Annotated in this window: 27 protein-coding genes; 20 read left to right on the top strand and 7 right to left on the bottom strand. The window is 45.4% G+C overall.

Features of this window, described 5'->3' with window-relative positions; genetic code table 11:
- Positions 1-13 precede the first annotated feature (13 nt).
- The 9 genes from AC23N5_RS22070 (at position 14) to AC23N5_RS22030 (ending at position 8,838) form a co-directional block, all read left to right on the top strand.
- Positions 14-1,078: a cobalamin-independent methionine synthase II family protein gene (locus AC23N5_RS22070; protein WP_487757283.1), complete on the top strand. Its 1,065-nt coding sequence runs from the start codon at positions 14-16 to the stop codon at positions 1,076-1,078.
- A 12-nt stretch (positions 1,079-1,090) separates the two neighbouring features.
- Complete coding sequence (locus AC23N5_RS22065; RefSeq protein ID WP_487757282.1) at positions 1,091-1,660, top strand: carboxymuconolactone decarboxylase family protein; 570 nt, start codon at positions 1,091-1,093, stop codon at positions 1,658-1,660.
- A 79-nt stretch (positions 1,661-1,739) separates the two neighbouring features.
- Positions 1,740-2,897, top strand: a complete 1,158-nt coding sequence (locus tag AC23N5_RS22060) for a DUF3179 domain-containing (seleno)protein (RefSeq protein ID WP_487757281.1) — start codon at positions 1,740-1,742, stop codon at positions 2,895-2,897.
- Positions 2,898-3,000: 103 nt separating this feature from the next.
- The gene (locus AC23N5_RS22055; protein WP_487757280.1) at positions 3,001-3,510 is read left to right on the top strand and encodes a hypothetical protein; all 510 of its coding nucleotides are present in this window, start codon (positions 3,001-3,003) and stop codon (positions 3,508-3,510) included.
- A gap of 148 nt (positions 3,511-3,658) precedes the next feature.
- A complete protein-coding gene (locus AC23N5_RS22050; RefSeq protein ID WP_487757279.1) occupies positions 3,659-5,755 on the top strand; it encodes a TonB-dependent receptor family protein in 2,097 nt (698 codons plus the stop codon).
- A gap of 168 nt (positions 5,756-5,923) precedes the next feature.
- The gene (locus AC23N5_RS22045; RefSeq protein ID WP_183973961.1) at positions 5,924-7,282 is read left to right on the top strand and encodes a vanadium-dependent haloperoxidase; all 1,359 of its coding nucleotides are present in this window, start codon (positions 5,924-5,926) and stop codon (positions 7,280-7,282) included.
- Positions 7,283-7,301: 19 nt separating this feature from the next.
- Entirely contained in the window at positions 7,302-7,691 is a 390-nt protein-coding gene (locus tag AC23N5_RS22040) for a hypothetical protein (protein ID WP_183973963.1), read from the top strand.
- Positions 7,692-7,753: 62 nt separating this feature from the next.
- Entirely contained in the window at positions 7,754-8,365 is a 612-nt protein-coding gene (locus tag AC23N5_RS22035) for a hypothetical protein (RefSeq protein ID WP_122931589.1), read from the top strand.
- 278 nt (positions 8,366-8,643) lie between these two features.
- A complete protein-coding gene (locus AC23N5_RS22030) occupies positions 8,644-8,838 on the top strand; it encodes a DUF433 domain-containing protein (RefSeq protein ID WP_487757278.1) in 195 nt (64 codons plus the stop codon).
- Positions 8,839-8,857: 19 nt separating this feature from the next.
- On the opposite strand, the gene AC23N5_RS22025 is transcribed toward AC23N5_RS22030, so the two are convergent.
- Entirely contained in the window at positions 8,858-9,850 is a 993-nt protein-coding gene (locus AC23N5_RS22025; protein ID WP_487757277.1) for a phosphotransferase, read from the bottom strand.
- A gap of 65 nt (positions 9,851-9,915) precedes the next feature.
- Here AC23N5_RS22025 and gloA2 point away from each other — a divergent pair, with 65 nt between their 5' ends.
- The 4 genes from gloA2 to AC23N5_RS22005 are packed head-to-tail and all read left to right on the top strand — an operon-like array spanning position 9,916 to position 13,361.
- Positions 9,916-10,305: an SMU1112c/YaeR family gloxylase I-like metalloprotein gene (gloA2, locus tag AC23N5_RS22020; protein WP_183973967.1), complete on the top strand. Its 390-nt coding sequence runs from the start codon at positions 9,916-9,918 to the stop codon at positions 10,303-10,305.
- Positions 10,306-10,362: 57 nt separating this feature from the next.
- Complete coding sequence (gene yihA, locus AC23N5_RS22015; RefSeq protein WP_028522953.1) at positions 10,363-10,962, top strand: ribosome biogenesis GTP-binding protein YihA/YsxC; 600 nt, start codon at positions 10,363-10,365, stop codon at positions 10,960-10,962.
- A gap of 33 nt (positions 10,963-10,995) precedes the next feature.
- Positions 10,996-11,928: a 1-phosphofructokinase family hexose kinase gene (locus tag AC23N5_RS22010; RefSeq protein ID WP_487757276.1), complete on the top strand. Its 933-nt coding sequence runs from the start codon at positions 10,996-10,998 to the stop codon at positions 11,926-11,928.
- Positions 11,929-11,939: 11 nt separating this feature from the next.
- A complete protein-coding gene (locus AC23N5_RS22005; protein WP_487757275.1) occupies positions 11,940-13,361 on the top strand; it encodes a 4Fe-4S binding protein in 1,422 nt (473 codons plus the stop codon).
- A 249-nt stretch (positions 13,362-13,610) separates the two neighbouring features.
- On the opposite strand, the gene AC23N5_RS22000 is transcribed toward AC23N5_RS22005, so the two are convergent.
- From AC23N5_RS22000 to AC23N5_RS21990, 3 genes are all read right to left on the bottom strand, one after another.
- Complete coding sequence (locus tag AC23N5_RS22000) at positions 13,611-14,057, bottom strand: hypothetical protein (protein ID WP_183973971.1); 447 nt, start codon at positions 14,055-14,057, stop codon at positions 13,611-13,613.
- A gap of 79 nt (positions 14,058-14,136) precedes the next feature.
- Positions 14,137-14,634, bottom strand: coding sequence for a hypothetical protein (locus AC23N5_RS21995; RefSeq protein WP_487757274.1), 498 nt, complete (start codon positions 14,632-14,634; stop codon positions 14,137-14,139).
- Positions 14,635-14,664: 30 nt separating this feature from the next.
- Positions 14,665-15,204 carry an RNA methyltransferase gene (locus tag AC23N5_RS21990; RefSeq protein WP_487757273.1) on the bottom strand — a complete coding sequence of 180 codons (540 nt, stop codon included), beginning with the start codon at positions 15,202-15,204 and terminating at the stop codon, positions 14,665-14,667.
- Positions 15,205-15,382: 178 nt separating this feature from the next.
- Between AC23N5_RS21990 and AC23N5_RS21985 the strand changes: the two genes are divergently transcribed.
- From AC23N5_RS21985 to AC23N5_RS21955, 7 genes are all read left to right on the top strand, one after another.
- Positions 15,383-16,627 carry a M16 family metallopeptidase gene (locus AC23N5_RS21985; RefSeq protein WP_183973976.1) on the top strand — a complete coding sequence of 415 codons (1,245 nt, stop codon included), beginning with the start codon at positions 15,383-15,385 and terminating at the stop codon, positions 16,625-16,627.
- Positions 16,628-16,803: 176 nt separating this feature from the next.
- Positions 16,804-17,445, top strand: coding sequence for an O-methyltransferase (locus AC23N5_RS21980; protein WP_028522959.1), 642 nt, complete (start codon positions 16,804-16,806; stop codon positions 17,443-17,445).
- Positions 17,446-17,468: 23 nt separating this feature from the next.
- The gene (locus AC23N5_RS21975; protein WP_487757272.1) at positions 17,469-19,715 is read left to right on the top strand and encodes a LysM peptidoglycan-binding domain-containing protein; all 2,247 of its coding nucleotides are present in this window, start codon (positions 17,469-17,471) and stop codon (positions 19,713-19,715) included.
- The gene (locus tag AC23N5_RS21970; protein ID WP_183973980.1) at positions 19,712-20,275 is read left to right on the top strand and encodes a DUF3109 family protein; all 564 of its coding nucleotides are present in this window, start codon (positions 19,712-19,714) and stop codon (positions 20,273-20,275) included. The genes AC23N5_RS21975 and AC23N5_RS21970 overlap by 4 nt, the downstream gene beginning before the upstream one ends.
- Before the next feature lie 77 nt (positions 20,276-20,352).
- Entirely contained in the window at positions 20,353-20,682 is a 330-nt protein-coding gene (locus tag AC23N5_RS21965; protein WP_487757271.1) for an MGMT family protein, read from the top strand.
- A 42-nt stretch (positions 20,683-20,724) separates the two neighbouring features.
- Positions 20,725-22,731 carry an OmpA family protein gene (locus AC23N5_RS21960; RefSeq protein ID WP_487757270.1) on the top strand — a complete coding sequence of 669 codons (2,007 nt, stop codon included), beginning with the start codon at positions 20,725-20,727 and terminating at the stop codon, positions 22,729-22,731.
- A 602-nt stretch (positions 22,732-23,333) separates the two neighbouring features.
- The gene (locus tag AC23N5_RS21955; protein WP_487757269.1) at positions 23,334-23,711 is read left to right on the top strand and encodes a hypothetical protein; all 378 of its coding nucleotides are present in this window, start codon (positions 23,334-23,336) and stop codon (positions 23,709-23,711) included.
- 88 nt (positions 23,712-23,799) lie between these two features.
- Here the strand turns inward: AC23N5_RS21955 and AC23N5_RS21950 are convergent, their stop codons facing one another.
- From AC23N5_RS21950 to AC23N5_RS21940, 3 genes are all read right to left on the bottom strand, one after another.
- Complete coding sequence (locus tag AC23N5_RS21950) at positions 23,800-24,591, bottom strand: PhzF family phenazine biosynthesis protein (RefSeq protein ID WP_487757268.1); 792 nt, start codon at positions 24,589-24,591, stop codon at positions 23,800-23,802.
- 30 nt (positions 24,592-24,621) lie between these two features.
- Positions 24,622-25,146, bottom strand: coding sequence for a thioredoxin family protein (locus AC23N5_RS21945; protein WP_122931575.1), 525 nt, complete (start codon positions 25,144-25,146; stop codon positions 24,622-24,624).
- A gap of 84 nt (positions 25,147-25,230) precedes the next feature.
- The gene (locus AC23N5_RS21940; RefSeq protein WP_487757267.1) at positions 25,231-26,688 is read right to left on the bottom strand and encodes a gluconokinase; all 1,458 of its coding nucleotides are present in this window, start codon (positions 26,686-26,688) and stop codon (positions 25,231-25,233) included.
- Positions 26,689-26,809 lie beyond the last annotated feature (121 nt).

The following is a 26,809-nucleotide window of genomic DNA, read 5'->3' as shown; positions in this document are numbered from 1 at the left end:
AACGATAAAACAGATGAGCACGATAGCAACTGAACCGATTGGGAGTATTCCACGTCCAGCGTATTTGCAACAGGCCATGCAGGCTTTTGGAAAAGGTGAAATAAAGCAGGGAGAATTGTCGCAATTGTTTGAAAAAGCCACGCAGGAAACCATCAAAGAGCTGGAAGCCACTGGTTCACCCGTTATTTCTGATGGTGAGCAATCAAAACCGAGTTTTGCCACATATCCTATTGCGGGGCTGACAAATTTGGCTGCTGATGGGGTCATCATTCCTTTTGCAGATGGACATACCCGTCAACTTCCTAAATTGACAGCAGGTCCTTTTCGCTACCATACTTTTGCCAGTAGCTACCTCGAACGAGCAAAAAAATATACAAATTTACCCATTAAACAGGCTGTTATTACTGCATCAGCCATCAGTTTGCTGTATCCGCAAGAAGGGATTGAAGGCTACTCGCAAGCCGAATTTTTAGCTGATTTAATCAATCAGGCTGAAACGGATATTCGTGAATGCTTCAATAGTGGTGCTTACAATGTTCAGATTGACTTTACAGAAGCGCGATTAGCGTTAAAGTTAGACCCGAGCAAAGGGCTTTTATCGGCGTTTATTGATTTGAATAATCAAGTATTAGATCGATTTACCGAAGCAGAGCGCAGTCGCATTGGCATTCATACCTGTCCTGGCGGCGATCATGACTCTACCCATAGTGCTGATATTCCTTATTCAGAACTTTTGCCCCTGTTTTTTAAATTAAAAGCAGGTAATTTTTATTTGGAATATGCTGCTGAAAAAGATAAAAAAACGGTTTTAGAAGCGATTCAGGCCACTATTAACCCCAATCAAAAAATATTTCTGGGAGTAACTAACGTACTTGACCCTCGTATCGAAACACCCGAAGAAATCTGTGATTTGCTCGTAGAAGCTTCTGCTTATATTCCCGTTTCTCAACTGGGTTCTACGGATGATTGTGGTTTTTCCCCTTTTGCTGATGATGTATCAACGGCACGTAGCATTGCTTTTGCAAAAATTAAATCAAGAATAGAAGGGACCAAGTTGGCGGAGAAAAAAATTAAGTAACACAAACTGGCCATGCCACATATACAATTTCAAAACGACTTACCAGGGATTTTGGGTCCCATGAATTTTAGTCCACATACGGCCGAACCGATGAATGCACTGGCCAATGCGCTTTTGCAAACCGACGAAGGACTGAGCCGTGGCGAACGTGAACTGATAGCCACCTACGTTTCATCCCAAAACGACTGCTTTTTCTGCCAAACCATTCACGGAGCGGTGGCAAGTGAGTATTTGGGAGACGACGACTGGTCGTTGGTTAAAGCCGTAAAATGTGATTACGAACAAACCGCGCTTTCGGACAAAATGAAGGCATTGTTGGCGATTGCGGGTAGCGTGCAAAAAGGTGGAAAACACGTTACGACCGAACAAGTAGAGGCTGCAAAAGTACAAGGTGCTACCGACCGTGAAATTCACGACACGGTACTCATTGCAGCGGCTTTTTGCATGTTCAATCGGTACGTGGATGGGTTAGCGACGATTGCGCCTCAAAACCCTGAGGTCTATCGTTCGAGAGCTGCTAGGGTTGTTGAAAAAGGATATTCATCGGAAGGGAAATATACTTCTGAAAAGATTATATCATAGGTTGGAGTGATTGAAAACTCCCAGCAGTTTTGTTGGGAGTTTTTACCAAAATTAACCCTATCAAAATGGATAGTTTTCTATGAAAAAGCTTTTTTACATCGGTATTATTGGCCTGATTCTTTTTGAAATCGCCAACGTGTATTTCATCATGCCCATGCCAGGCAGCCAACGCATGAACAGCATTGACGCGGCCTATTTTTTACATACGTGTCGGTGGGTGTTTCGCGCGGTGTTCGGGGCAATGGCTTTGGTTGGGGCTTTTGTAGCTTTCCGAGGGAAAAAATGGGAGCCGTACGTCGCTGGTATTTGTATCCTTGCGGTGGCAGCAGTTACCTACGCTGCCAATTTCAAAATGGCGGCCGATTCGATGTTTTACCAGCCTTCAGTACTGACGCTGAAAAATAGAATCGATAATAAAGTAGCCAAAGAACGTCTTGTGATTGGGGTGGAAGTCAATGGACAAACGCGGGCGTATCCGATTCAATACATTGGGTATCACCACCAAGTGCAAGATACGTTGGGAGGAAAACCGATTATTGTGACGTACTGTACCGTTTGCCGCACGGGTAGGGTGTTTGAGCCGCTGGTGGACGGGAAAAAGGAAACGTTCCGATTGGTCGGGATGGATCATTTCAACGCCATGTTTGAAGATAAAACCACAGGTAGCTGGTGGCGGCAGGCCAACGGGGAGGCGATAGCGGGTGAGCTAAAAGGGAAATTTTTACCTGAAGTTCCTGTGATGCAACTTACTTTGGCGAAATGGATGGAGCTGCACCCAACGACGTTGGTGATGCAACCCGATGCAAAATTTCAAGAAAAATATGATTCATTAAGTAAATACGAAACAGGAAAACGGACGGGAGAGCTGACCAAACGTGACTTCGGCTCGTGGAATGATAAATCGTGGGTGGTGGGTGTAGAGGTCAACGGAGGGGTCAAAGCGTATGATTGGAATCAATTGCAAAAAGAAAAAATCATCAATGACATGATTGGTTATTTGCCAGTAACGGTGGTGCTGACATCTGATAAACAGAGTTTTGTGGCACTACAACGGGCCACGCCTGGGCAAAAACTCAGTATGAAAAACGATTCGCTGTATGATGAGGGAGGCTGCGTGTATGATTTGCTGGGCAAGTCGCACCGAAAAGGTATCCCTGATTTGGAAAGAGCCAATGCGTATCAAGAGTATTGGCACAGTTGGAAAACGTTTCATCCCAATACAAAAAGGTATAAATAATTTTTGGCATGATAATTGGTGGCTTAAATTTGTACCCGTTATTGTGCCAATTTCATTGAAAAAACTACTCTCCACCGGTCTATTAATCGTACTGCTCTACCACATGTTTGGGCTGTCGGTGGCATTGTTGTGTTTTGAAGATGAATACCAAAGCGCTTCTCCCGTTGCCAAAAATGACCAATGGGATATAATTAAGATACCTCTTCAAGAATTGCCTTACGTTTCTTACCAAGAAATCCCTGCCGAACAGGAAGGGCTGATTCGAAAAGACGGCGATTTTTATAATATTGTGAAGCAGTATCACAAAGACGATACGCTCTACATTGTCCTGAAAACCAACCACGACGCCCGCGAGCGTTTTACCGAACTTTCCAATCAAATTCAGGAGTCGTTGGATGCTACGTCCAAAGCGCCACTGAATCCTGTGAAAAAAACGATTGCGCTATTTTTAGGGTTATCCAAGTCGTACGTATCCAATGCAGAGTTGGTTTGGCCTCCGTTGCTATTTGCAGGTTATTTGCCTAAATCCGTCTATTACCTTTCTTCTCAGATTCCTTCAGATTCCTTTTTTCATCTTTTGTCGCCCCCTCCCGAGTTCGGTAAACTTGCGTAATTTCTTGGCTTTGTGCCAGCTAAAAAAGTTTACTAACCAATTATTAGGGAGCTATTGAATGATAAAAAATACATCATTCCTGTTGCTAGGGTTATGCCTTGGCCTACAGGGTTATTCTCAAAAAACGAAGCCAGACACCACTCGAAACTTGAAAGAAGTAGAGGTTGTTGGGCTGCGTGAACGAATCCAAATCGAACGCTTACCTGACGTGCATCAAATGCTGATTGCCGCAGGAAAAAAGAGCGAAGTGATTCATTTGTTGGGACTAAATGCGAACATCGCCGAACGCAATCCTCGTCAACTTTTTGCCAAAATTCCTGGCATATTCGTGTATGACATGGACGGTTCGGGCAACCAAATAAACATTGCCACGCGGGGGCTTGACCCGCACCGTAGCTGGGAGTTTAATGTCCGTTACAATGGCGTCATTGGCAATACCGATATGTATGGCTACCCTGCCAGCCACTATAATCCTCCTGCCGAATCGTTTGAGCGGATTGAGGTGGTGCGCGGCACGGGCTCGCTCCAGTACGGCGCGCAGTTTGGTGGAATGGTCAATTACGTGAGCAAACAAGCGGACACTACCCGCAAATTTGGGTTTGAAAACATCAGTTCGTTGGGCTCTTTTGGCTTGCTAAGTTCTTACAATGCCATTGGCGGGAAAGTCGGAAAGCTGACGTATTATGCGTATTACCACCGCCGTAAGTCAGACGGATATCGTCAGAATAGCCGCTCGGAATCGGAGTCGCAGTACGTTGGTTTGCAATACGATTTTACGCCAAAATTGTCGTTAAAAGCGGAAGTAGGACATACCGATTATGTGTATCAAATTCCTGGGCCGCTGACCGACAGTATGTTTTTGGCCAATCCACGAATGTCCACCCGTTCGCGCAATTATTATGAACCAGACATCTACCTGCCTTCGCTCACGCTGCGTTGGGAAATAACGCCTCGGACGCGTTTGCAATGGGTAAACTCAATGGTCCTTGGAGCGCGCAACAGCGTGATGATTGATGCTTTTGCCACGGTCAAAGACGCCATCGAAGCTAGTACGTTGCAGTACAAAAATCGCCAAGTGGATGTTGACAAATTCAACAGTTTTACGTCTGAACTTAAACTTTCGCATGATTACCAAATTGGGCAGATGAGCTCGGTATTGGTGGCAGGAGTGCAGGTGATGAACAACGATTTGAACCGCAGACAACTAGGCAAAGGCACCACAGGCAGTGATTACGACCTGACACTCGTAGGAACCGACGGCTGGGGACGTGACATGCACTTTAAAACCAAGAACGTGGCAGTATTTGCCGAAAACTTATTGTATTTGACCCGCCGCTGGACAGTCTCCCCAAGTTTCCGTTTGGAAAGTGGTCAAACCGATTTTTCGGGATACATCCGTTACCTCAAACCTGAGGTAGTTCCCAACAGTATTCCGCATCGCTTTCCGTTGTTTGGAGTCAGTACGCAGTACCGTTTGAATGAACAAAACCGAATCTATGCGGGCTGGTCGCAAGCGTATCGCCCCGTGATTTTGAAGGATATTATCCCTGCCTCAGTGTTGGAGCGGGCTGATAAAAACCTGAAAGATGCGCATGGGTACAATCTTGAGGTAGGAATGAGCGGCCGTACTGGCAAGCTACATTACGACATCACTGGTTTTGTCCTAAGCTACAAAAACCGCCTTGGTAGCCTGATTTTGAGCGACCCCGATGGCACGTCGTACATCTTCCGAACCAACATCGGCGACAACCTCAACAAAGGCGTTGAGATGTACTTAGAATACGAGTTTTTGCGTAGCCGTCGTACTCGCTTGTCGGTATTTACCTCAACGGCCTACATTGATGCCCGTTACGTAAAAGGCAAAGTGAGCAACGGAAAAGACAACCAAGACATTGTAGGCAACCGAGTGGAGTCAGTACCTGAGTGGACAAGCCGCAATGGGATTGAGTTTAACCACCGCTGGTTGAGCACAACATTGTTGGGTAGTTATGTGTCAAAAACGTTTGCCGACGCCCTCAATACGGTGCAACCTTCGGCTAACGGAGCGAAAGGGGTGGTTCCAAGTTACACCATCATCGACTGGAACTCCACGGTTCGTATCAGTGAACGATACACCGTGCGTTTGAGCATCAACAACTTATTGAATGCGTCTTATTTTACCAAACGTCCTACATTTTACCCAGGACCAGGTATTTGGTCGTCGGATGGGCGGAGTGTGGCGCTGTCGGTAGGAGTGAAATTGTAAAGAGAAAATAAAACAGAAAAGACCTGCCAAGTTTCTAAACCTTGGTAGGTCTAATAACGGAGAATACCTGCCAAGTTTCTAAAACTTGGTAGGTCTAACAAAGGTCAGATAAGAACTTTAACTTAAAACAGATTTGCGAACTACACCAAATCCTTCTTTGTAATGATTATGAAACGTTTACTGTGCTTTGTGCTTTTTGTGGCTTTGTTGGCAGGATGTACAACAACGCCTGAGGTGGTAGAACCCACCAAAACAAACAATGTATCGGACTATTCGGCTGATTTTCTGCGTGAGTGGATGAAGCTTGAGTGTCGAATTGTGAAAGAGACCGCAGGCTTTTTGCCTCCGCAAGCGTCTCGGGCGTTTGGGTATGTGGGCATTACGGCCTACGAAGCCGTTTATAGTGGAATCCCCAATGGAAAACCTCTGGCGGGTCAAATCAATCGCTTGATGCCCGCAACGATGCCCGTGCCGCTTCCGCTCAATGTACGTTATCATTGGGGTGCGGTAGTCAATGCCGCCGTAGCTGACATGATGCGTAAGATGTTTGACAAAAAATTGAGCGCCGACAACCTAGCAAAAATTAACCAGATGGAAGCCGATAACCTATCGGCGTTTTTGAAAACAACCTCAAAGTTGTTGATTGATGAGTCGGTAAAGCATGGGCGGGCCGTTTCGCAGGGTATTTACGAATACTCGCTCACCGACGGTGGGCACGATTCGTACTTAAATCCGTTTTCGCGGCCTTTTACGCCCGTAACTGGTGTTGACAAATGGGTACCTACTGATGCCAACAATGCTACACCGTTGAGTCCTTATTGGGCTAAGTGCCGCCCCATTTTAGCTTCTGATATGACCTATGCCAATCCTGTGAAACCTCTTGCGTTCTCAACCGATAAAAGCTCTGCGTTTTACAAAGAGGCGTTGGATGTGTATAATCAAGTGAAAAATAACACACCTGAGCAGGTTGAAATTACGAAGTTTTGGGCCGACGATCCGTTTGCCACTTGTACGCCTACAGGACACACATTTAACATTCTTACCCAACTGTTGGAAGAAACAAATGCGACGCTTGAGAAGGCCGTAGTGGGCTATGCCATGTTGGGTATTGCCGAAATTGATGCTTTTATTGCTTGTTGGAAAGCGAAATACGATTATTCGTTGATTCGCCCAGTTTCTTACATCCAAAAATACATCGACCCAGCTTTTAAAACGGTGATTGGAACTCCTGCTTTCCCTGCTTATACATCGGGGCACGCCACAGAAATTGGCGTTGGAGAGCGGATTTTTATCAAATTATTTACCAACGGTGACGGCAATTATACCTTTACTGACCGTTCGCAAGTACAGCATGGTTTCCAGCCGCGTAAGTTTACCAACTTTTCGGCCATGTCTCAAGAATGTGCCAATTCGCGTTTGTACGGTGGTATTCACTACGTTATGGACAACGAAAATGGCTTGTTGATGGGGCGCGGTATTGGTAACAATGTACTTAGTGCGATTCAATGGCCACAGAATGTTAAATAGTATTTTACGCCTAATGAAGATGAAGAGACTGATAGGAGTGGGGGTAATGTTGGGTAGCTTGTTGATGCTAGGTTGTCAAAAAAATAACCAAGCCCAACTGGAAAACGACGCTCAACTTATGGCTCAATTGGAGTGCCAAGCCCGTCAATTGAAAGAAGAACGTTTTAAAGTAGCCAACGACATTCGGTTTATGGAAGATTCGTTGACCAAAAATAAACTTCGATTGTCACCAAAGAAAATAGCTGAAATTGATTCGGTGAAAGAAAGCTATACTATTCGGACGGGAGAGTTGGCCGATAAAATCACGAAAACAATGGACAGCCTTTTTGCAACTACATACCGTAGTCAAGAAGAACGTGGGCAACTTGATGAGGCAACGGAAAAAGTGTTGCAAAAGATTTGCCAGTAACTATTCTAGGTCGCAATTTTACGGGCTAATAAACGTTGGGTACATCAAACATCCGTACTAGAATGAAAAGAATTAGCCTTTTGGTAGTGATTTTGGCCTTGATTGGCCTGTTTCAGCGCTGCGCTGTTACGAAACAAATTTCAGAAGTAAAAACCCTTGGCGACTGCAGATACACTGTTGCGTCGGCCGATAATATTACGTTAGCAGGCGTAGATGTTAGAAGCCTACAAAATCTTGATTTGTCGCAGTCGCCAAGAATAGGGTTAGCGATATTGACCAAAGACGTCCCGCTCAACCTCCGCCTTAATCTTGATATCACCAATCCAACCAAAAACTTGGCAGGTATCAACCAGTTTGAGTACAAGGTATTTTTGTCAGAAAATGAGTTGTTTACGGGGCTGTACGACCAGCGTATTGAAGTACAACCCAAAGGCGGAACGACCCGCGTTCCGATGCAATTGACCACCAACGCGTATCGGTTTATTACCGACAGCAAAGCCCGAGAAGCCATCGTCAATATGATGCAAAACTTATCGGGAAAAGCCAACACAACGCCCTCGAAGTTGACCATCAAACTACGACCTACTTTGGGGATTGGTAATTCACAAATCAATTACCCAGGCTATATCACCATCGAAAAAGAAGTAAATGCCAAAATGCTTTCGGTAGAGTAGGTTTGGCTTTGCCATTTTGCCTCTTTGTTTCCTTTGTCCCAGTGAAAATAGGTTGAACGCATAAAAAATATAAAGTGACTATTTATTGCTCCAGAGGAGCCAAATCTTCGTAGAAAGAAATAATTAGCCTCGCCTGAAGCCCCGTTGGCCACCCCGATGGAGCTTTGGGGAGGGGTTTGTTTACTTTTATTACAAAGGTTTTGCCTCTCTGAGGCTGGTTTTTTATGTGTTTAACCTGCAGTGAAAACAAATTCTTAATTTTGTATAAAAAAAGTCTCATGGAAAATTTATTGAAAAGAATTACTATTAATGAGAATGTATGCAATGGTAAACCGACAATAAGGGGGTATCGGATTACAGTGAGAACAATTTTGGAATACATTGCAGCAGGTGAAACAGTCGAGAACCTTTTGGAAGCATATCCATTTCTTGAAAAAGAAGATATAGATGCTTGCTTACAATGTATAATTTAAGACCTTGCCCCTTTGCTCTTTATTCTCCCTTGAACAAACCATGCTTATCACTCCAACGCTGCGCCATGCCGATAAAGCGTTTTAGGTAATCTTCGCTGATAAAAAGGTTGCACCAGTCGTCGTGGCGTTGACATTGAGTACCTAAGTAAAACAACCAAATGCACACGGCAAGCGGAGGAATCAGCGCTTTTTCTTCGTCAGATACAGGTTGTATCGCTTCATAACCCGCCCAAAAACGAGCTAATTTTTCTTCGTAGCGATGGGTGTCAGGTTCGGTATTAAACAGTTGAATGTTGAAATAGGCCAAGTCTAGGCATTGCCAGCCATTTCCCGAAAAATCAAAATCAAAGAACGTCGCTTTCCCGTCGGTAGCAATGTTCAAGTTGTCAAACCAAATGTCGAGGTGAACGACCCCCGCACGAATCGAAGCTGTGTCGGTTGAATCCAATACATCGGTTAGCAAAGGAACAATTCGCTCAATGTACTTCATGGTTTCTGAATCGGGAGAAAAATAGGTGCGGATTCGTCCCAGTGACTGTTTGAGCAAAATCTCAGAATTGTATGTAACGCGTTGTAAATCAAAGTTCTGAGTTGCTTTGTGAAAACGTGCCATCGCTTGTCCGATGCCGTAGCTGTGTTCGGAACTAAAAAAACGAACCTTCTCACCTGCCGCAAACGAAAAAAGGACGCCGAAACGTAAGCCTTCGTGTGCTTCTATTTCTTGGATATATACCCCATTTTTGTCGGCAATTGGGTACGAAACAGGTACTTCTGATGCTTTTAGGTGAAGTAGCAGTCGAACTTCTTCCTCAATCTCCAACCGACTGCGCCACTGATAAAAGTACAACCGAAAAATGTACGAATCGGTCGCTGTGCGAAGTAAGTACGTATGATTAATACCCGTTTTGAGAATGCGTGCTTCGACTATGTCTAAAAATGGGTACAAGGTTTGCAGGTACTCGGCTAATGGTGCGGCTTGCAGACGAGTGTCGTAAACGGGTAAATGGGGCATGGCTAAATTTTTTTAAATTTGAGCAAAAGACAACCAAGGAGGTTTTAAACAAGGAAAATAACAACATGCTTTCACTTCAAAACATTCACCACGTAGCCATTATTTGTTCAAATTACGAGCGTTCAAAGCATTTTTATACGCAATTACTGGGTTTAAGGGTGGTCGCGGAAGTGTATCGTGCCGAACGCGATTCGTACAAACTTGATTTGGCCATCAATGACCACTACCAAATCGAATTGTTTTCGTTTCCGAATCCTCCTGCGCGGGTTTCTCGCCCCGAAGCCGCTGGACTGCGGCATTTGGCTTTTAGTGTGGCAGATGTTTCGCAAGCGCACGGCTATTTGACCGAAAAAGGTGTTGAATGTGAAGCGATTCGGGTGGATGAATTTACCCACAAGCGTTTTTTCTTTATTGCTGATCCCGACGACCTTCCGATTGAGTTTTACGAAAACTAATTTGGTCAAAACAAACAAATCCCGACGTCATTGGTGAGTTATTTGTAATTTTGCACTATGAAAATCAAAACTGCCGTTTTTGTCAAAAGCTCTTCGCAGCACGAACAGTGCCCTAAGCCCGACCGTCCCGAGTACGCATTTATCGGCCGCTCGAACGTAGGTAAATCGTCGCTTATCAACGCGCTTACCAACCACGGAAACCTTGCTAAAATCTCAGGTAAGCCAGGTAAGACGCAGGTAATCAATCACTTTATGATAAACGATGCTTGGTATTTGGTCGATTTGCCTGGCTACGGATACGCCCAAGTATCGCAAACCGAACGCCAAAAGTGGTCGATCATGATAGACGATTATCTTTTCAACCGTGAAAGCCTTACCTGTACTTTTGTGCTTATTGACTCCCGCATTGAGCCCCAAAAAATAGACCTTGAGTTTATGCAAAAGCTGGGAGAAAAAGGAGTGCCGTTCTGTTTGGTGTTTACAAAAGCAGATAAACTAACTGCGAACCAGTTGCAAACTCGACTTGAAAACTACAAAAAGACCCTGTTAGAAACGTGGGTAGAGCTGCCGCTTATTTTTGTTACTTCATCGGAAAAACGAGTGGGGCAACAAGATATTTTGGCTCAAATTGAGGAGTGGAATAAGGCGTCCAAATAAGTCTAATATCCTAAAATAACGACAAGACACACGATGAAAATAGTCACCCTAACCGTCAACCCTGCGGTAGATAAAAGCACCCACATCGACCGACTGATTCCAGAACAAAAACTGCGTTGTGATGCGCCACGTTTTGATGCGGGAGGGGGAGGTATCAATGTTTCCAAAGCCATCAAGCGATTGGGAGGAAAAAGTACCGCTATTTTTACAACAGGTGGTCCTTCGGGACAAGTTCTTCGCGATTTGGTGTCTCAAGAAGGGATTGACTGTGAGGTGATTCAGACCGAACAGTGGACGCGGGAGAATTTTATTGTTGCCGAAACTTCTACCAACGCCCAATACCGTTTCGGGATGCCAGGAGCCGCTTTGAGCGAAGCCGAAACCGAGGCTGTTTTGGAAACATTACGGCAGTCAAAAGCCGAATACGTCGTAGCAAGTGGAAGTTTACCGCCCCAAATGGACGTCAATTTTTACGAAAAAGTAGCATCTATCAGCAAAGAAATAGGAGCAAGGCTGGTGTTGGATACTTCGGGAGAACCCCTTCGGGCTGCTTGTGATGAAGGCGTGTTTTTGTTGAAACCCAACATCGGCGAACTGGAAGCGTTGGTTGGTGCGAAAGATTTACAAATCGACGACGTGGATGACGCCGCTCGAATGCTCATAGGAGACGGAAAATGTGAAGTGGTGATTGTGTCGATGGGGCCTAAGGGAGCTATTTTGGTTACGAAAGACCTGTGTGAGCACGTACCCGCTCCCCCCGTTCAGAAACGAAGTACAGTAGGAGCGGGCGATAGCATGGTAGCAGGAATGACGTGGGCACTGATGCAAGGACTGACGTACTCCGAAATGATTCGCTGGGGTGTGGCTTGCGGTTCGGCTGCAACCATGAACGAAGGAACGCAACTTTTTCTCCGCGCTGATGTTGAAAGATTAATGGATTGGTTGAAACGATTTGGGAAGAGTTAAAAACAAATTCTTTGAAAACATATTTTGAACATATCAACGACGGTATTCGTACCACGTTAGGAGGATTAAAACTCACCTTTAGGCACCTGTGGCAAGCGCGAAATCGTCGAAGCAACCACAATGTCGGGACAAGTGGTTATTTCAATGAACAAGAAGGAATGGTGACGTTGCAGTACCCACTCGAAGTCATGCCCATTCCCGATAATGGCCGTTATCGTTTGCACAATGAAATGGATGATTGCATTGTCTGTGATAAATGTGCCAAGGTTTGCCCAGTCGATTGTATTGATATTGAGCCAATTAAAGCAACGGGAGAAGTCGGAAAAGCGTCTGATGGTTCACCCATTCGCTTGTATGCGGCCAAGTTTGACATCGACATGGCTAAATGTTGCTATTGTGGCCTGTGTACGACAGTGTGCCCCACGGAGTGTTTGACGATGACTAAAACCTTCGATTACAGTGAGTTTGATGTGCGTGATATGAACTATCACTACGCTAACCTCTCGCCCGAAGAAGCCGATGAAAAGAAAGCTTTGTATGAGCAATTCATGCGGGAGAAGGAAGAGCTGAAAAAGCAAAAGGCGAATCCTGCGTCCACAGTCGATAGTGCACCGACGACGGAAGAAAAACCCGCTGCTCGTCCCAAACCTGCTTTTGCGCCTAAAAAGCCAATTTCAAGTCCGTCGTCCACGGTCGATAGTCCACCGACGACGGAAGAAAAATCTAATTCACAGTCCATAGTCGATAGTCAACAGACGACGGAAGAAAAGGCTACTGCTCGACCTAAGCCAGTTTTTGCGCCGAAGAAGCCAATTTTAAGTCCAGAGTCCACGGTCGATAGTCCACCGACGACGGAGGAAAAATCTAATTCACAGTCCATAGTCGATAGTCAACAGACGACGGAAGAAAAGGCTACTGCTCGACCTAAGCCAGTTTTTGCGCCTAAAAAGCCAATTTCAAGTCCAGAGTCCACGGTCGATAGTCCGCAGACGACGGAAGATAAATCTAATTCACAGTCCACAGTCGATAGTCCACCGACGACGGAAGAAAAGCCTGCTGCTCGACCTAAGCCTGTTTTTGTGCCGAAGAAGCCAATTTCAAGTCCAGAGTCCACGGTCGATAGTCCGCAGACGACGGAAGATAAATCTAATTCACAGTCCACAGTCGATAGTCCACCGACGACGGAAGAAAAGCCCGCTGCTCGACCTAAGCCAGTTTTTGTGCCGAAGAAGCCAATTTTAAGTCCAGAGTCCACGGTCGATAGTCCGCAGACGACGGAGGAAAAGCCCGCTGCTCGACCTAAGCCAGTTTTTGTGCCGAAGAAGCCAATTTTAAGTCCAGAGTCCACGGTCGATAGTCCGCAGCCGACGGAAGAAAAGCCTGCTGCTCGACCTAAGCCTGTTTTTGTGCCTAAGAAACCAAAACAAGAATAAAAAGGGTAACAATAAACGAAAGCCTCCCAAAGACAATGCATCGCATAAAACTCTTTGGGAGGCTTTCGTTGTTTTACGGTCCGACCTTTGTCGCGGTTTTACGGTCTGACCTTTGTCGCGGTTTTACGGTCTGACCTTTGCCGCGGTTTTACGGTCTGACCTTTGCCGCGGTTTTACGGTCTGACTATCGTCTGACCTGTGTCGCGGTCAGACGATAGTCAGACCGCCTTCAAGAAATCAATGAGATACCTAGCTTTCGGCTAATGTATCCGATTCTTTTGGCTTCGATGCGGCAGGGGCTTTTTTAGGAGCGGGGCGTTTGGCAGGAGCCGCGGGTTTAGCCGCCGCAGGTTTTGGGGCTGCTTTGGGCGGTGCGGGTGTTACCTCAGAAGTGACTGTTTTTACAGACTCCTCCACTTTGGGCGTAATTACTTTTGGCTCTTTTTTCTTCTTAGGCTCTTTTTTAGCCTTTTTAGCTTCCTTTTCGGCAGCTTTCTTCGCCTTTTTAGCCGCTTCTTTTTCGGCCGCTTCTTGGGCTTTTTTTGCTTCTTTGCTGATTTTTAGGAGCTTTTTAGCCAATTTCTCAGAGGCTTTTTCAATCGCCTTGGCTATTTTTTTAGAAACATTTTCGGTGGTAAGGGCAGCTGATATTTTCTGCGCAATATCGGTCGCTGCTTTTTTCTTGTCTGATTTCATTGGGATAACAGAGGATATAGTTTGAAAGAAAAGATTTTACAAATAGATACAACAAATGTCGTTAAAACAAAAACTTTGGTCAGGGATTTTTATTTAAAATTTCTTTTTTACTCCAATTCAGCCCCTCTCGCAGCTTTTCTTCGCTAATCAGCCACCTAGACGAAGAGTTTTTGCCTGTTTGAAGCAATGTTAGAGGAAGAACGGAGTCAAGTGTAGATTTATTGACAGCGTAGCCGGTTGTTTGTTCAGAAAAGACCTCTTCAAACTGATACCCATATTTTACTTTCGTAACTCGAAATCCTCCGACGCACTGATCCGATAAATCAAACAATAAGAATAAAGTTTGCCCTTTCGTCATTGCCCAAATACGACTTTCCCAATAGTCGATTAGCCGTAAGGTACCATAGGCTATCGGTGTCATTTTTTGTTGTGTTATCACTTTTATTTCTTCTTGACCAATTTCCAAAAAATCAAAAAGATAATAACTGTCAGCAATTTTGAGTTGACTTGGCATCACGTCAATTTTTAAGAAAAGGTCATGATGGCCGTCACCTAAGGGGTCAATGATAAGGCGCATAATTAGTCTGAAAACGTAGCTGCGGAGCAGTTAAATATTGATAGATTTAGACACATAATCCCACGCCACAATTCCAGCAGTTACCGATACGTTGAGCGAGTGCTTAGTTCCAAATTGAGGAATTTCTAAACAAATATCGCTTTGATTCACAACGTCTTCGTTGACTCCAAAAACTTCATTTCCCAAAATAAACGCGTACGACTGGTTAGCGACGGGTTTAAACTCGTGTAAAAACGTACTGCCTTCGGCTTGTTCAATAGCGACAATCACGTAGCCTTCCGATTTGAGGCGGGCGATGAGTGAAAGGATCTCTTCCACGTGCTCCCATTCCACCGATTCGTCGGCACCGAGGGCAGTTTTGGTAATGTCGCGGTGAGGAGGGGTGCCCGTCAGGCCACACAAATAGACTTTCGAGGCTTTGAAGGCATCGGCAGTGCGAAAAACCGAACCCACATTGTTGAGGCTACGAATATCGTCGAGGATAAATACAAAGGAATGTTTGGCGGCGGACTTGAATTCTTCGACCGACAAGCGGTTGAGTTCGTCCATGGAAAGTTTTTGGAATGCCATACGGTTTATTAAATTGTAACCTTTCCTGAAGGTTTAAAACTTTCGGAAAGGGGCTGATTAAACCTCAAAACAACGCAGAAAACTGCAAAATCTCAAGGAACAGCAGGCTTTAAGGTGCGTTGACGAAACCCACATCCACCAAAAACTGTTACCTTTGTAGAAGTGATAATCGCAAAGAATGGAAGAATACCGCTTACACACCTTGCCTAATGGCATCCGTGTTGTACACAAACAAGTACCACATACCCAAATCGCTCACTGGGGGATTATGCTCGACATTGGTAGTCGGGACGAGCAACCACACCAGCAGGGCCTCGCGCACTTTTGGGAGCACATGGCTTTCAAAGGAACTCAAAAACGCAAATCGTACCACATCATCAATCGCCTCGAAACAGTCGGAGGGGAGTTGAATGCCTACACGACGAAAGAAAAAGTGTGTTTTCATGCGTCATTGTTGGCATCGCACAGCGATAAAGCGATTGAATTGTTGTCTGACATCACGTTTCACTCCATTTTCCCCGAAAAACAAATCGAAAAAGAACGAGGCGTGATTTTGGAAGAAATGGCCATGTACCACGACTCGCCCGAAGATGCCATCCAAGATGATTTTGACGAACTGGTTTTTCAAAATCACCAATTGGGGAAAAATATACTTGGCACAGCCGAAAGCGTTCGCTCGTTTGGGCGTAACGATTTACAAACTTTTATTGCCGATAACCTGGATACCGAACGCATCGTGGTGTCGTTGGTGAGCAATTTGCCTTTCAACAAGGCGGTGAAGCAAGCCGAAAAATACCTGTATGACCTTCCTCATTCAACCAGCCAACGGATTCGTACATCGCCGAGTATTTATGTGCCTCAAACGCTGCGGGTAGCTCGTGGTATGACCCAGACCCAAGTGGCGATGGGGCGGCCAGCGTATGCAATGATGGATGAAAAACGTTTGCCGTTTTTTATGCTGATTAACCTGCTCGGTGGCCCTGGCATGAATTCCCGTTTTAACATGACGCTTCGGGAAAAATACGGCCTAGTTTATTCAATCGAAGCCACGTATGCCCCCTTTTTGGATACAGGCTTTTTGGGTGTCTTTTTTGGAACAGAACCCAAAAACCTTGATCGTGCTATGCAATTGATACATCGCGAACTGCGCCAAGTCCGAGAAAAACCGTTGACGACGATTCAGCTTCGTAATTTGAAAGTGCAGCTTATGGGGCAATTGGCTATGTCGGAAGAAGGTAATCAAAGCTTTATGCTGATGATGGCTAAAAGCATTTTAGATACGGGAAAAATAGATTCGTTGGAAGAAATTTTTCGGGAGATTGAAGCCGTAACTGCCTCACAACTCCAAGATATTGCCCAAGAAATGCTCGACGAAAGCCAATGGAGTAGCTTGTGCTTTGTGCCTGAAGACGATTCTAAGTAGTCGGGTTGGTAAAAGTCGGGTTGTAAGCAACCCTTCCCACGGCAAGTAGTCGGGTTGTGAGCAACCCTCCTCACGTGTTGCTCACAACCCGAACAAACGGCTGTCTTGTGAAAAAAGGGCATTTTATATACTTTTAGGCGTTTTTCCGTTTATATTTGTTAAACAACCTACACTAAATGGAGTTTTTGTCAGAGGCCATAGAGGGATATTCGCAGGCGCATACCTCGCCCGAAAGTACGCTGTTGGCTCTTCTCAATCGAGAAACGCACGCAAAGGTTTTGCAGCCTCGTATGTTGTCGGGGCACGTGCAAGGCCGTTTGCTGGCACTTTTTTCTACCATGATGCGCCCGCGCAGGGTTCTCGAAATAGGTACCTACACAGGGTATTCAGCCTTATGTTTGGCGGAAGGATTAACCGAAGATGGGCTTCTGATAACCATTGATGTCAATGAAGAGTTAGAGGATTTTACGAGGTCGTTTTTTGACAAATCTCCGTATAAAAACAAGATTGATTACCGAATCGCCAATGCCGTAGAATTGATTCCTACCTTGCCCGATACGTTTGATTTGGTGTTTATTGATGCCGACAAACTTAACTACGCGCTCTATTACGATTTGGTCATTGACAAAGTGCGCCCAGGCGGCGTTATTATTGCCGATAATGTGCTTTGGAGCGGAAAAGTTGTACAAACAGACAAAAAAATAGATAAGGATACGCAGAACCTTTTAGACTTTAATCAAAAAGTACACAACGACCCACGGGTAAGCAACCTACTTTTGCCTATCCGCGACGGCTTGATGATTGCATATAAAAATTAGTTATGAAGCGAACCGAAACCACAATGAAACGTATTGTAGCCCTAACCACTCTTTTTTCATTCTTTTTGGTAGGATTTGTCGTTGCGCAAGCCCCTGCCGTGCCTACTGTACCGCGTAGCGTTGGCTTTGCTGGGATGAACGTGCAGCTTGATGAAGATGCGCGGGCCGTAGTTCAAACAGATGTAAAGGCTCTGATGGGCAACAAAAAATTTTGGGAAGCGAAATTGGATCGGTGCCTGCTGTTTTTTCCCATCGTTGAAGGAATTTTGATTGATGAAGATGTACCAGTTGATTTTAAATATTTAGCAGTGCAAGAAAGCAACCTACAGCCCGATGCCGTCTCGGCGTCAAATGCGGTAGGATTTTGGCAGTTCAAGAAAGAAACGGCTTTGGATTATGGTCTGCGTGTAGATGACCAGATAGACGAGCGTAAAAACATTACTTCGTCAACGCGGGCTGCGGCAAAGTACCTTAAAAAAAGCAATACGCAGTTTAATAACTGGGTCGCGTCGTTGTATTCGTATTATTTGGGAGCGGGTGGAATTAGTAAAACGATACCCGCCGAATGGGGATATGCCCGCGAAATCAAGCTAGATGGTAAGTCTGACCGTTATATTTTGCGCTTTTTGGCCCATAAAATTGCCATTGAGTCGGCCATCGAACGCTATCAGTCGCCTAACCAGTTTGTGTTGTTGGAGTATCCACAAGCAGGTGGTCGCTCATTGGAAGGAATTGCCAAAGAATTTGCCGTTGATGAAACAAATCTTCGCGCCCAAAACCGCTGGGTGACTACCAACGATATTCCTAGCGATAAAGATTATTCCTTGTTGTTACCAGTAACCAACGACCAGTACGAAACGGTGCGTTCGCGTTTGTCGGTGTTCAAAAAACCAAATCAACGTGATAATTTTACCCAAAAAGACATTGGTTTTCCAGTGCTTGTGCGGGCAGAAGGATATAGCAATGACCTGCTTTTATACGAAATCAACGGTTTGCCTGGAATTATGGCGGGTGGTAATGATAATGTGGAGTCGTTGGCCAGAAAAGCCCGCGTGAGTTTTAGTAGTTTCTTACGTTATAATGATATGTCGGAACGCGGGCCAGTGGTGCCAGGGGAAGTGTATTATTTGGCCAAGAAAAACAAACGTGCCGTGGTGCCTTTTCATACCGTGCGTGAAGGAGAATCGTTGTGGAAAGTTTCGCAGATTTATGGCGTTCGTTTGAAATTTTTGGTTCGTTACAACCGCATTGATAACCGCAACACACGCCTTCAAACGGGACGTGTGCTTTGGTTGACCAAAAAACGCCCAAGAAGCAAACCCGTAGAAATCATTGAAACCCCGCAAGATGAATGGAAGCCAGGAATGGATAAGTCGCAACCTCGTCCAGCGGTTCAAGAGCCTGTGCGTACTGAGCAAACGGCGGGAGCGAATACAACAAACAATAAAGTTCCACAAAATGCGTCGGAGCGTAAGGTTTATACCCCAAAAATGGCGGATACCCCTGCGACAACCTCTACACCCGCCCAAACTCAGCCCCAAACAACAACTGATTCCAAAGGTGGAGGGGTGGAGTTTACGGACTCGGGTACATCGGCAGAGCCTAAACCAAGCAAACAAGCAAGTTCGTCGAATTCAACGACTAAGCCGAACCGTCGCGCGCCATCGTTTAATCCAGGCGATGATGATCGTGTAGTCATTATCAATGATGAATCGACGACTTCTAGTTCAAAGCCTAAATCGTCAACTACTAAAAATACGACCCCAGCTTCGTCGTCAACAACGCCAACTACGAAACCTACGACCAACGATACCCCTCAGAAACCTACGACGGCTACTACTACTCCGCCAAAACAGGACAAAGTTGCTACTAAGCCTGCAACCGAAGAACCCGCTCCCTCAACGCCTAAAAACACGACACCAGCAACTTCGACTGGCAAGGCAATTGTACACGTAGTAGGAGCAGGGCAAACGTTTTACAGCATTTCGAAAATGTACGATGTAACGGTCAACGACATTTTGTATTGGAATAACCTACCGCAAGATGCGAAGTTGTTGAGCGGACAAAAGTTGAACATTCGCCCCGTAGGGAATACCCTTGACCAGCAACCTAAGGCCACTGAGTTTGTCACGCACACCGTAGCACAAGGCGAAACGATGTTTAGCATTTCGCAGAAATACGGCGTAAAAGTGGATCAAATCAAGGAATGGAACGAATTGCCTGATACGGGAGTAAAGATTGGTCAACAAATTAAGATTAAGAAACAATGATAGTCATTGATAATACCGTCATCAGCGATGACATTGCTGACCAGTATTTTGTTTGTGAATTGACAAAATGTAAAGGAGCTTGCTGTATTGAAGGCGACATGGGTGCGCCGCTCAACGAAGACGAACTGGAGAAATTAGAAGAGGTTTTTCCTAAAGTGAAGCCTTATTTGAATAAAAAAGGGCTTGATGCTATTGAGAAAACGGGCTTGTACGAACAAGATGCTGATGGGGATTACGTTACTCCAACCGTCAATGGGCGGGAGTGTGCGTACGCCATTTACGACCAAAAAGGAATTTTGAAATGTGGGATTGAGCAAGCGTTTTTGGACAAAAAAATTACGTTCCGCAAACCGATTTCTTGTTATTTATACCCCATTCGCATCACTAAATACGACCATTTTGATGCGCTCAATTACGACCGCTGGCACATTTGTCGCCCTGCTTGTGAAAATGGGCGGGAGCTAGGTGTGCCTTTGTATAAGTTCTTGAAAGACCCGCTGATTACCAAATATGGAGAAAAGTGGTATGGCGAGCTGGTCAATAAAATCGAAAAGCCTTAGTACGACTTGTAACCATATAAGACATTATAAGAAAAACTTATTTGCCTTTATATGTCTTATATGGTTCAAAAAGAGCCATGGAATCAAAAAACTTCTTTGATGACGTCTATGACGTTGTTCGGCAAATACCCGAAGGGCGCGCTACTTCTTACGGGGCAATCGCTACTTTTTTAGGAACAAAATTGACGGCTCGCATGGTTGGCTGGGCCATGAATGCCTGCCACGGAATGCCCGACGTCCCTGCACATCGCGTGGTCAACCGTGACGGAATGCTCACGGGCAAACACTTTTTTGGAACGCCTACGGCCATGCAAGAACTTCTGGAGCAGGAAGGTGTGAAAGTGAAAAATGATAAAATCGTCGATTTTAAGAAAGTCTTTTGGAATCCTTCGGACGAATTGTTGTAATTGGCACGATAAATGTGTGGCTACCTAAAAAAACTTGTAATCATGCGTTTTTTTTCGTTTTTTGTACTGTTTCTTGCTAGTTATGTGCTTCATTCACAGGAAGTTCAGTGGGCTTCAAAAGTCATTGGTGTATCCTCCGAATATGCTCAAGGAAACGGTGCGCAGTACCGCCCGTCTCAACTTTTGGGTAAACCCAACAAACTTCCTCAGGGAGAAAGTGGCGCATCTGCTTGGCGGCCAGCGCAACCTGACGCGGGCGAAGAATGGATAAAAGTGGGCTTTGAAACTCCCGCACAGATTCGTCAGATTGTCATTGCCGAAAACTACGGCGCTGGCTGTGTGACGAGCGTTGTGGGGTACGATACCGACAACAAAGAATATACTTTTTACAAAGCCAAGCCCGAAGCCAGTAAACGCGGCGCAGGAATGCACCGTATTTGGCTACCGCAACTCACGGCGTTTAGAGTAACTTCTTTGAAAGTAACCCTTAACACGCAATTGGTAGAAGGTTGGAACGAAATAGATGCCATTGGAATATCGGCGTCCGAAAAGCCCGTGGAGGCCATGATTAACCTCGCCAAGAATGTTCCCAAAGAATTGAAGAAAGAAAATCTTGGTCCGAATGTCAACTCCAAAGCCAATGAAGTAGCGCCTGTGATTTCTCCCGATGGGCGCACCATCTATTTTACCCGCTACGATCACCCCGAAAATATTCGCACTTCCGAAGATTACGATGTTTGGTATGCCGAGGAAAAAAATGGGGTGTGGCAAAAAGCGCAGAACATGGGTAAGCCCATCAACAACGCCCAAGAAAATTCTATTTGTTATATCTCTCCCGACGACCGTACAGCGCTCTTAATGAACATTTATCACCCCGACGGAAGCTTGTCGAAGGGGGTGTCGGTGAGCCGTAAAAACCGCACAGGCTGGACGGCACCGCAGGAGCTACGCCTTCAGAGCTATGTCAACGAGCACTCATTTTCAGGGTTTTACATTGGCCCCAACGGAAAAGTAATGGTGTTGTCGTTGCAAGATGGAAATACCAAAGGGGGAGCAGATTTGTACGTGTCTTTCCAACAAGCTGACGGTACTTGGTCGCCCGCTAAAAACATGGGGGCTGATTTGAACACGGCCGATGACGAGTTTACGCCTTTTTTGGCTACCGATAATCAAACGATTTATTTTACCTCCAGTGGTCGCAGCGGATACGGTGAAATGGACATTTACGTAAGTCGTCGTTTGGACGAAACCTGGACGCGTTGGTCGGAGCCAGAAAACCTTGGCCCAGCCTTCAATACCTCCGATTTTGAAGCTCATTTTACCATTCCTGCCTCGGGGGCATACGCGTATTTTTGTTCGTCCGAAAACTCATTGGGCGAATTTGATATTTTCAGAATGAAGCTTCCAGAGCAGATTCGCCCCGTTCCGACGGTGATGTTGAAAGGTGTGGTGCTTGACCAAACTACGAAACAACCAGTAGCAGCGGAGGTAATTGTGGAGGATTTGGACCAAAAACAAACCCCTCAACGCATCGACTACGATCCTGCCGTGGGTGATTTCAAAGTGGTCTTGGATACCCAAAAACAATACGGCCTAACGGCCCAACGAAAAGGGTATCAGTCGGGGGGCATGGTGATTGATTTGACCAAAGAAACGCAGTACCGCGAACTTCGCCGCGAAATCGTTTTATCACCCATTGAAATTGGTCAAAAAGTGACGCTAAACACGATTGGCTTTGCCCAAAGTAAATTTGATTTGTTGCCTGCTTCATTGCCAGAATTGGACCGAATCGCGCAAATGATGACCGAAAATGGGACGATGGAAGTGCTCATCGAAGGGCATACGGATAACGTCGGGGATTTTGACGCCAACTTACAATTATCAAAAGATAGGGTAGAGGAGGTGAAGCGTTATTTGGGCACCAAAGGAGTTGCGGGCGACCGAATTCAGACCAAAGGTTATGGCCCTACACGGCCAGTTTCCCCCAATACGACGGAGGAAAACCGGAAGAAAAACCGCCGCGTAGAGTTTACGATTTTGAAGAAGTAAATTTTTTGAACCATCTACAGGTTGAACGCATTAAAATGTAGAATGGCTATTGATTGCTCCAGAGGAGCTACATCTTAGTAGAAAAATGAATGAAATCCCCCCAATCCCTATCTGGGCGGCCGACGTTCGGTGAAAGATGTCACCCCGATGGGGCTTTTGGATGTCCCTTACCTCTTTTTTCTACTAAGATTTAGCCTCGCTGAGGCTACTTTTTTTAATGCGTTCAACCTGAATCATCTAAGAAATACAAGGGATTATAAGAAAATCTTATATGTCTTATATGGTTCAAAACTAGAAAAAATCATATTTTGATAAAATTGAACCGAAGGAAATGTAAAAATATTTTCTTCGGTTCTTTTGTTTAATGCTATATTTTCTTGATATTTGTTTAAGTAAATATCTCGCTTCAAAGAGACCTTGTTCTTTCTTTTGTCTATTTCAGAGCCTAACGTAGCTTACCCTACAATGCTACAGCTCATCAATCAACCTACAAATTAAAACCACTCTAACGAGGAAGCCCTACCGAAAATCATTCGGTACAAGAATCCATTGTTTTATTCGTTTTTGCTTTTCAATAAAGCCCTACTTCAATCACTACTGCTATGAACCGTTTTTCAATTTTATATTTGTTCAAAGGAAGTTTTTATCACCTAACATACAGCACGCGTCCCGAGGCGGAAGATGCGATTAAAAACTTTTCCCAAATCTCAAAAGGATTGCCTTTAGGGATTTATGATGCTAAAACAGAGCTGTTTATCTGGGAAGCCGCGCGCGAAAAAGAATACAATCAGCTTGCGATTGAGGAGCAAGGTCGGCGTGGAAACGAGATTATTTCCATTATCGAAAAACTGAGAGCCTCGGGCCTCGAAATTGCTCCTGTAGAAGAAGAGCCTGAACGCCCATTGACCCTGCCAGACGAAGAGTCTAAGGAAATGCCTTTAAAAGGAAGGCGTTTGGCGAAGGCTATAACGGAAAAATAGAGAAAAGAAAAGCGTCGGTGGGAAATTCCCCTGCCGACGCTTTGCCATTGATTTCTCAAAACCAACTTCTATTTGTGAACCAATGGGGTTACCCAATTTCAATCGTGCCTCGTAAATAGAGTTTTACTTGGCCTGCTATTTCTACGCGGTCACCGATAAGTTTTGTTTTTAAAACACCACCACGGGCAGAAACTTGCAGGGCTTCCATCTCGGTTTTGCCCAATTTATCGGCCCAATAAGGCGTGAGCGTGGTGTGTGCTGAACCCGTGACTGGGTCTTCGGCAATGCCTGATTGTGGGGCAAAAAAGCGTGACACAAAATCGACCGAATCGCCAGGAGCAGTGATAATGACACCTCGTGCTGGTAAAGTCGATAAAACGATAATGTCGGGCTGAAGCGTGCGTACTTGTTCTTCAGATTCTAGTACCGCCATAAAGTCGGTTTTGCCGCGTAAAATTTCAACGGGACTGATTTCCCCCAACGCTTCCAATAAGGCAGGAGGCGAAAGCAACTGCTTGTGAATGCTGTCAGCGGGGAAGTTAAGAACAAGCCAATCGCCTTCTTTGCGAACGTTTAAAACACCGCTTCGAGAGTCGAAGTTTATTTCGTCGTGGGCATAATTTTCGAGTGCAAACAAGACATAGGCACTCGCCAAAGTGGCATGACCACAGAGGTCAACTTCCACCGTAGGGGTGAACCAACGAATGTGAAAACCTGCTTCCGTTGGGACGTAAAAGGCCGTTTCGGCCAAGTTGTTTTCAGCGGCTATGGCCTGCATGGTTTCGTCAGAAAGCCATGAGGTAAGTGGTACGACAGCGGCAGGATTACCGCCAAAAACTTTGTCGGTAAACGCGTCGAGTTGATAAAGTGATAATTGCATAAGAGTAATTAGAAGAACTAAAATACCCCGTTATTGTGCTTTAGCGGTGTATTTAGTAGGGTAAGTCTTTTGTTGAAACTGGTCAAAAGGCTCTTTTTGGTGATTGTTGTCGCCAAAATAAGCGAGCACTTGGTGGAACATACGCGGTTCCAAATAACCAGCAATCGGTTGGATGAGGTTCATTTTTTCGTCCATGAAAACCGTGGTTGGATAGCCCGTCACTTTGCCATTGATTAGGCTACGGAACGACACTTTTCCAAACATTACGTCGGCATCTTTTTCAGGATTGTATTTTACGGCGTAGAATTTCTTGTTCGTAAATTGAACCACTTCCGCATTTTTGAAGGTATTTTTATCCATTACTTTGCACCATCCGCACCACTCTGTGTATAAATCAATCCAAATTTTGCGTGGTTGTTTTTGGTTAAGTTTGTAGGCTTCTTCCAACGTCACCCACTGAATTTTGGCTTCTTCGGTTTTGGGTTCAACGGATTTAAAAGCCATAAGGCTTACCATTACAGTAGTGATGACGGCGGCGATTCCAATCTTTTTCATGGTTTGGCGTATTATTTTAAGATGATTGTTTAACGTTTAAAGTTTTCAATTTGTTCCAATACAAATACCAAGCCATTTTTGTAGTTACCTCACAGCCATCGCTTTTACAAATTCACGCTGGGCTTTTTGATAGACTTTGGTCTGCGAAGGGTCGGGGTGATAAGTATCGGCAAATCGAACGTATTGATGGACGCCTTCTTCCAAACTTTCAAGTTTACCCAGTGATTTCATGGCCAACAAAGTCGCCCCAAGGCAGCCGCTTTCGTTGCTTTCATTAACCCGAACGGGCGTATTGAAAATATCGGTCAACAATTGAACCCAGAATTTTGAGCGTGTAAAGCCACCATTGGCGTGCAAGATGCGGGTTTTGTTGAGTTGAGAGTCGATAATTTGGCGAATTTGGTTAAGGTTCATCAGTACTCCTTCCAAGGTCGCGCGGGCCATGTGGGCTTGGGTGTGCTGCCATTGTAAGCGTTGGTAGCTCCCGTAAGCGTGGGCATCCCAAACGGGCGCGCGCTCACCCAAAAGGTAAGGGACAAACAATAACCCTTCGGCACCTGCGCCAATACTTTCGGCCATGGCAAGCAGTTCGCTGGTATCTTTTAAAAGCAAGTGTTTGGAAAGCCATTCTAGCACATTTCCGCCGTTGTTGGTGGGGCCACCCGATACGTAATGGGTTTCGTCCAAAACGTAGGTGAACAAACGCTGCTGAGGGTCGCGGGCGGGAGTAGCGGCGGTTTGACGCACCGCTCCGCTGGTGCCAATGGTGAGGGTAGTGACGCCCGTTTCCAACGCTCCTGAACCCAAATTGGCCAAACAGGCATCGCCCGCGCCAATCACAAACGGGGTACCAACAGGAATGCCTAGTTGCTTGGCAAGGCTTCGTTGGGTAAGTTTTTCTTGGTGATAAGTTGGAACTAGGTCGGAGAGTTGGGAAGCGTTAATACCCGCATAGTCCATGGCCAACGCACTCCACCAAAACCGTCGATTGTCGAGCAGGGCAGTGCCCGAAGCCATCGAATAGTCGATTTGAAATTTTCCAAAAAGTCGGTACCAGATGTATTCTTTTTGGGAAACAAAACGGCTGATTTTACTAAAAACGGCGGGTTTTTGTTCGCGAAACCACACCATTTTGGTCAATGGTGCGTACGGATGGGCAGGTATGCCTACTTGTGGGTATAGTTTTGTGAGGATGGAGTGCGTTTTAAGGGCATCGGCTTGGGCTTCGCTGCGGTTGTCGGCCCAAAGGAGTGAACGCGTAAGCCGACGATTTTGGGCGTCGATGGGAATGACGCTGTGCATGGCCGAACACAAGCCAATGGCTTCGATGTGGGCGTTTTTGTGGCGCAATTGCTCCGAAACTTGCTGGATGACAGCGACGAACAAACCATAAATTTCGTCAGGATTTTGCTCAACGTAGCGCTGCTTTGGGTGGTAAGTAACGCAGGCTGCCGAGGCGTGTGCGACGGTTTCTCCCGTTTCATCAATGGCTGTTGCTTTGACATTGGTAGTACCAATATCCACCCCAATCCAAGTTTTCATTCTTTAAAATTGTTTTTGGTTACTGATAGGTCTTCATTGTACGGGGTTATGAACTGTGTTAAAAACCAAATAGTAAGGCAAATATTATTTTGCGAGCGCCATTCTGTTAGCCTGAAAATCA

Source organism: Runella sp. R5_40 (genome assembly GCF_057652295.1).
The sequence above is the reverse complement of the archived record's forward strand: the minus strand, read 5'-3'. Positions and strand labels throughout refer to the sequence as shown.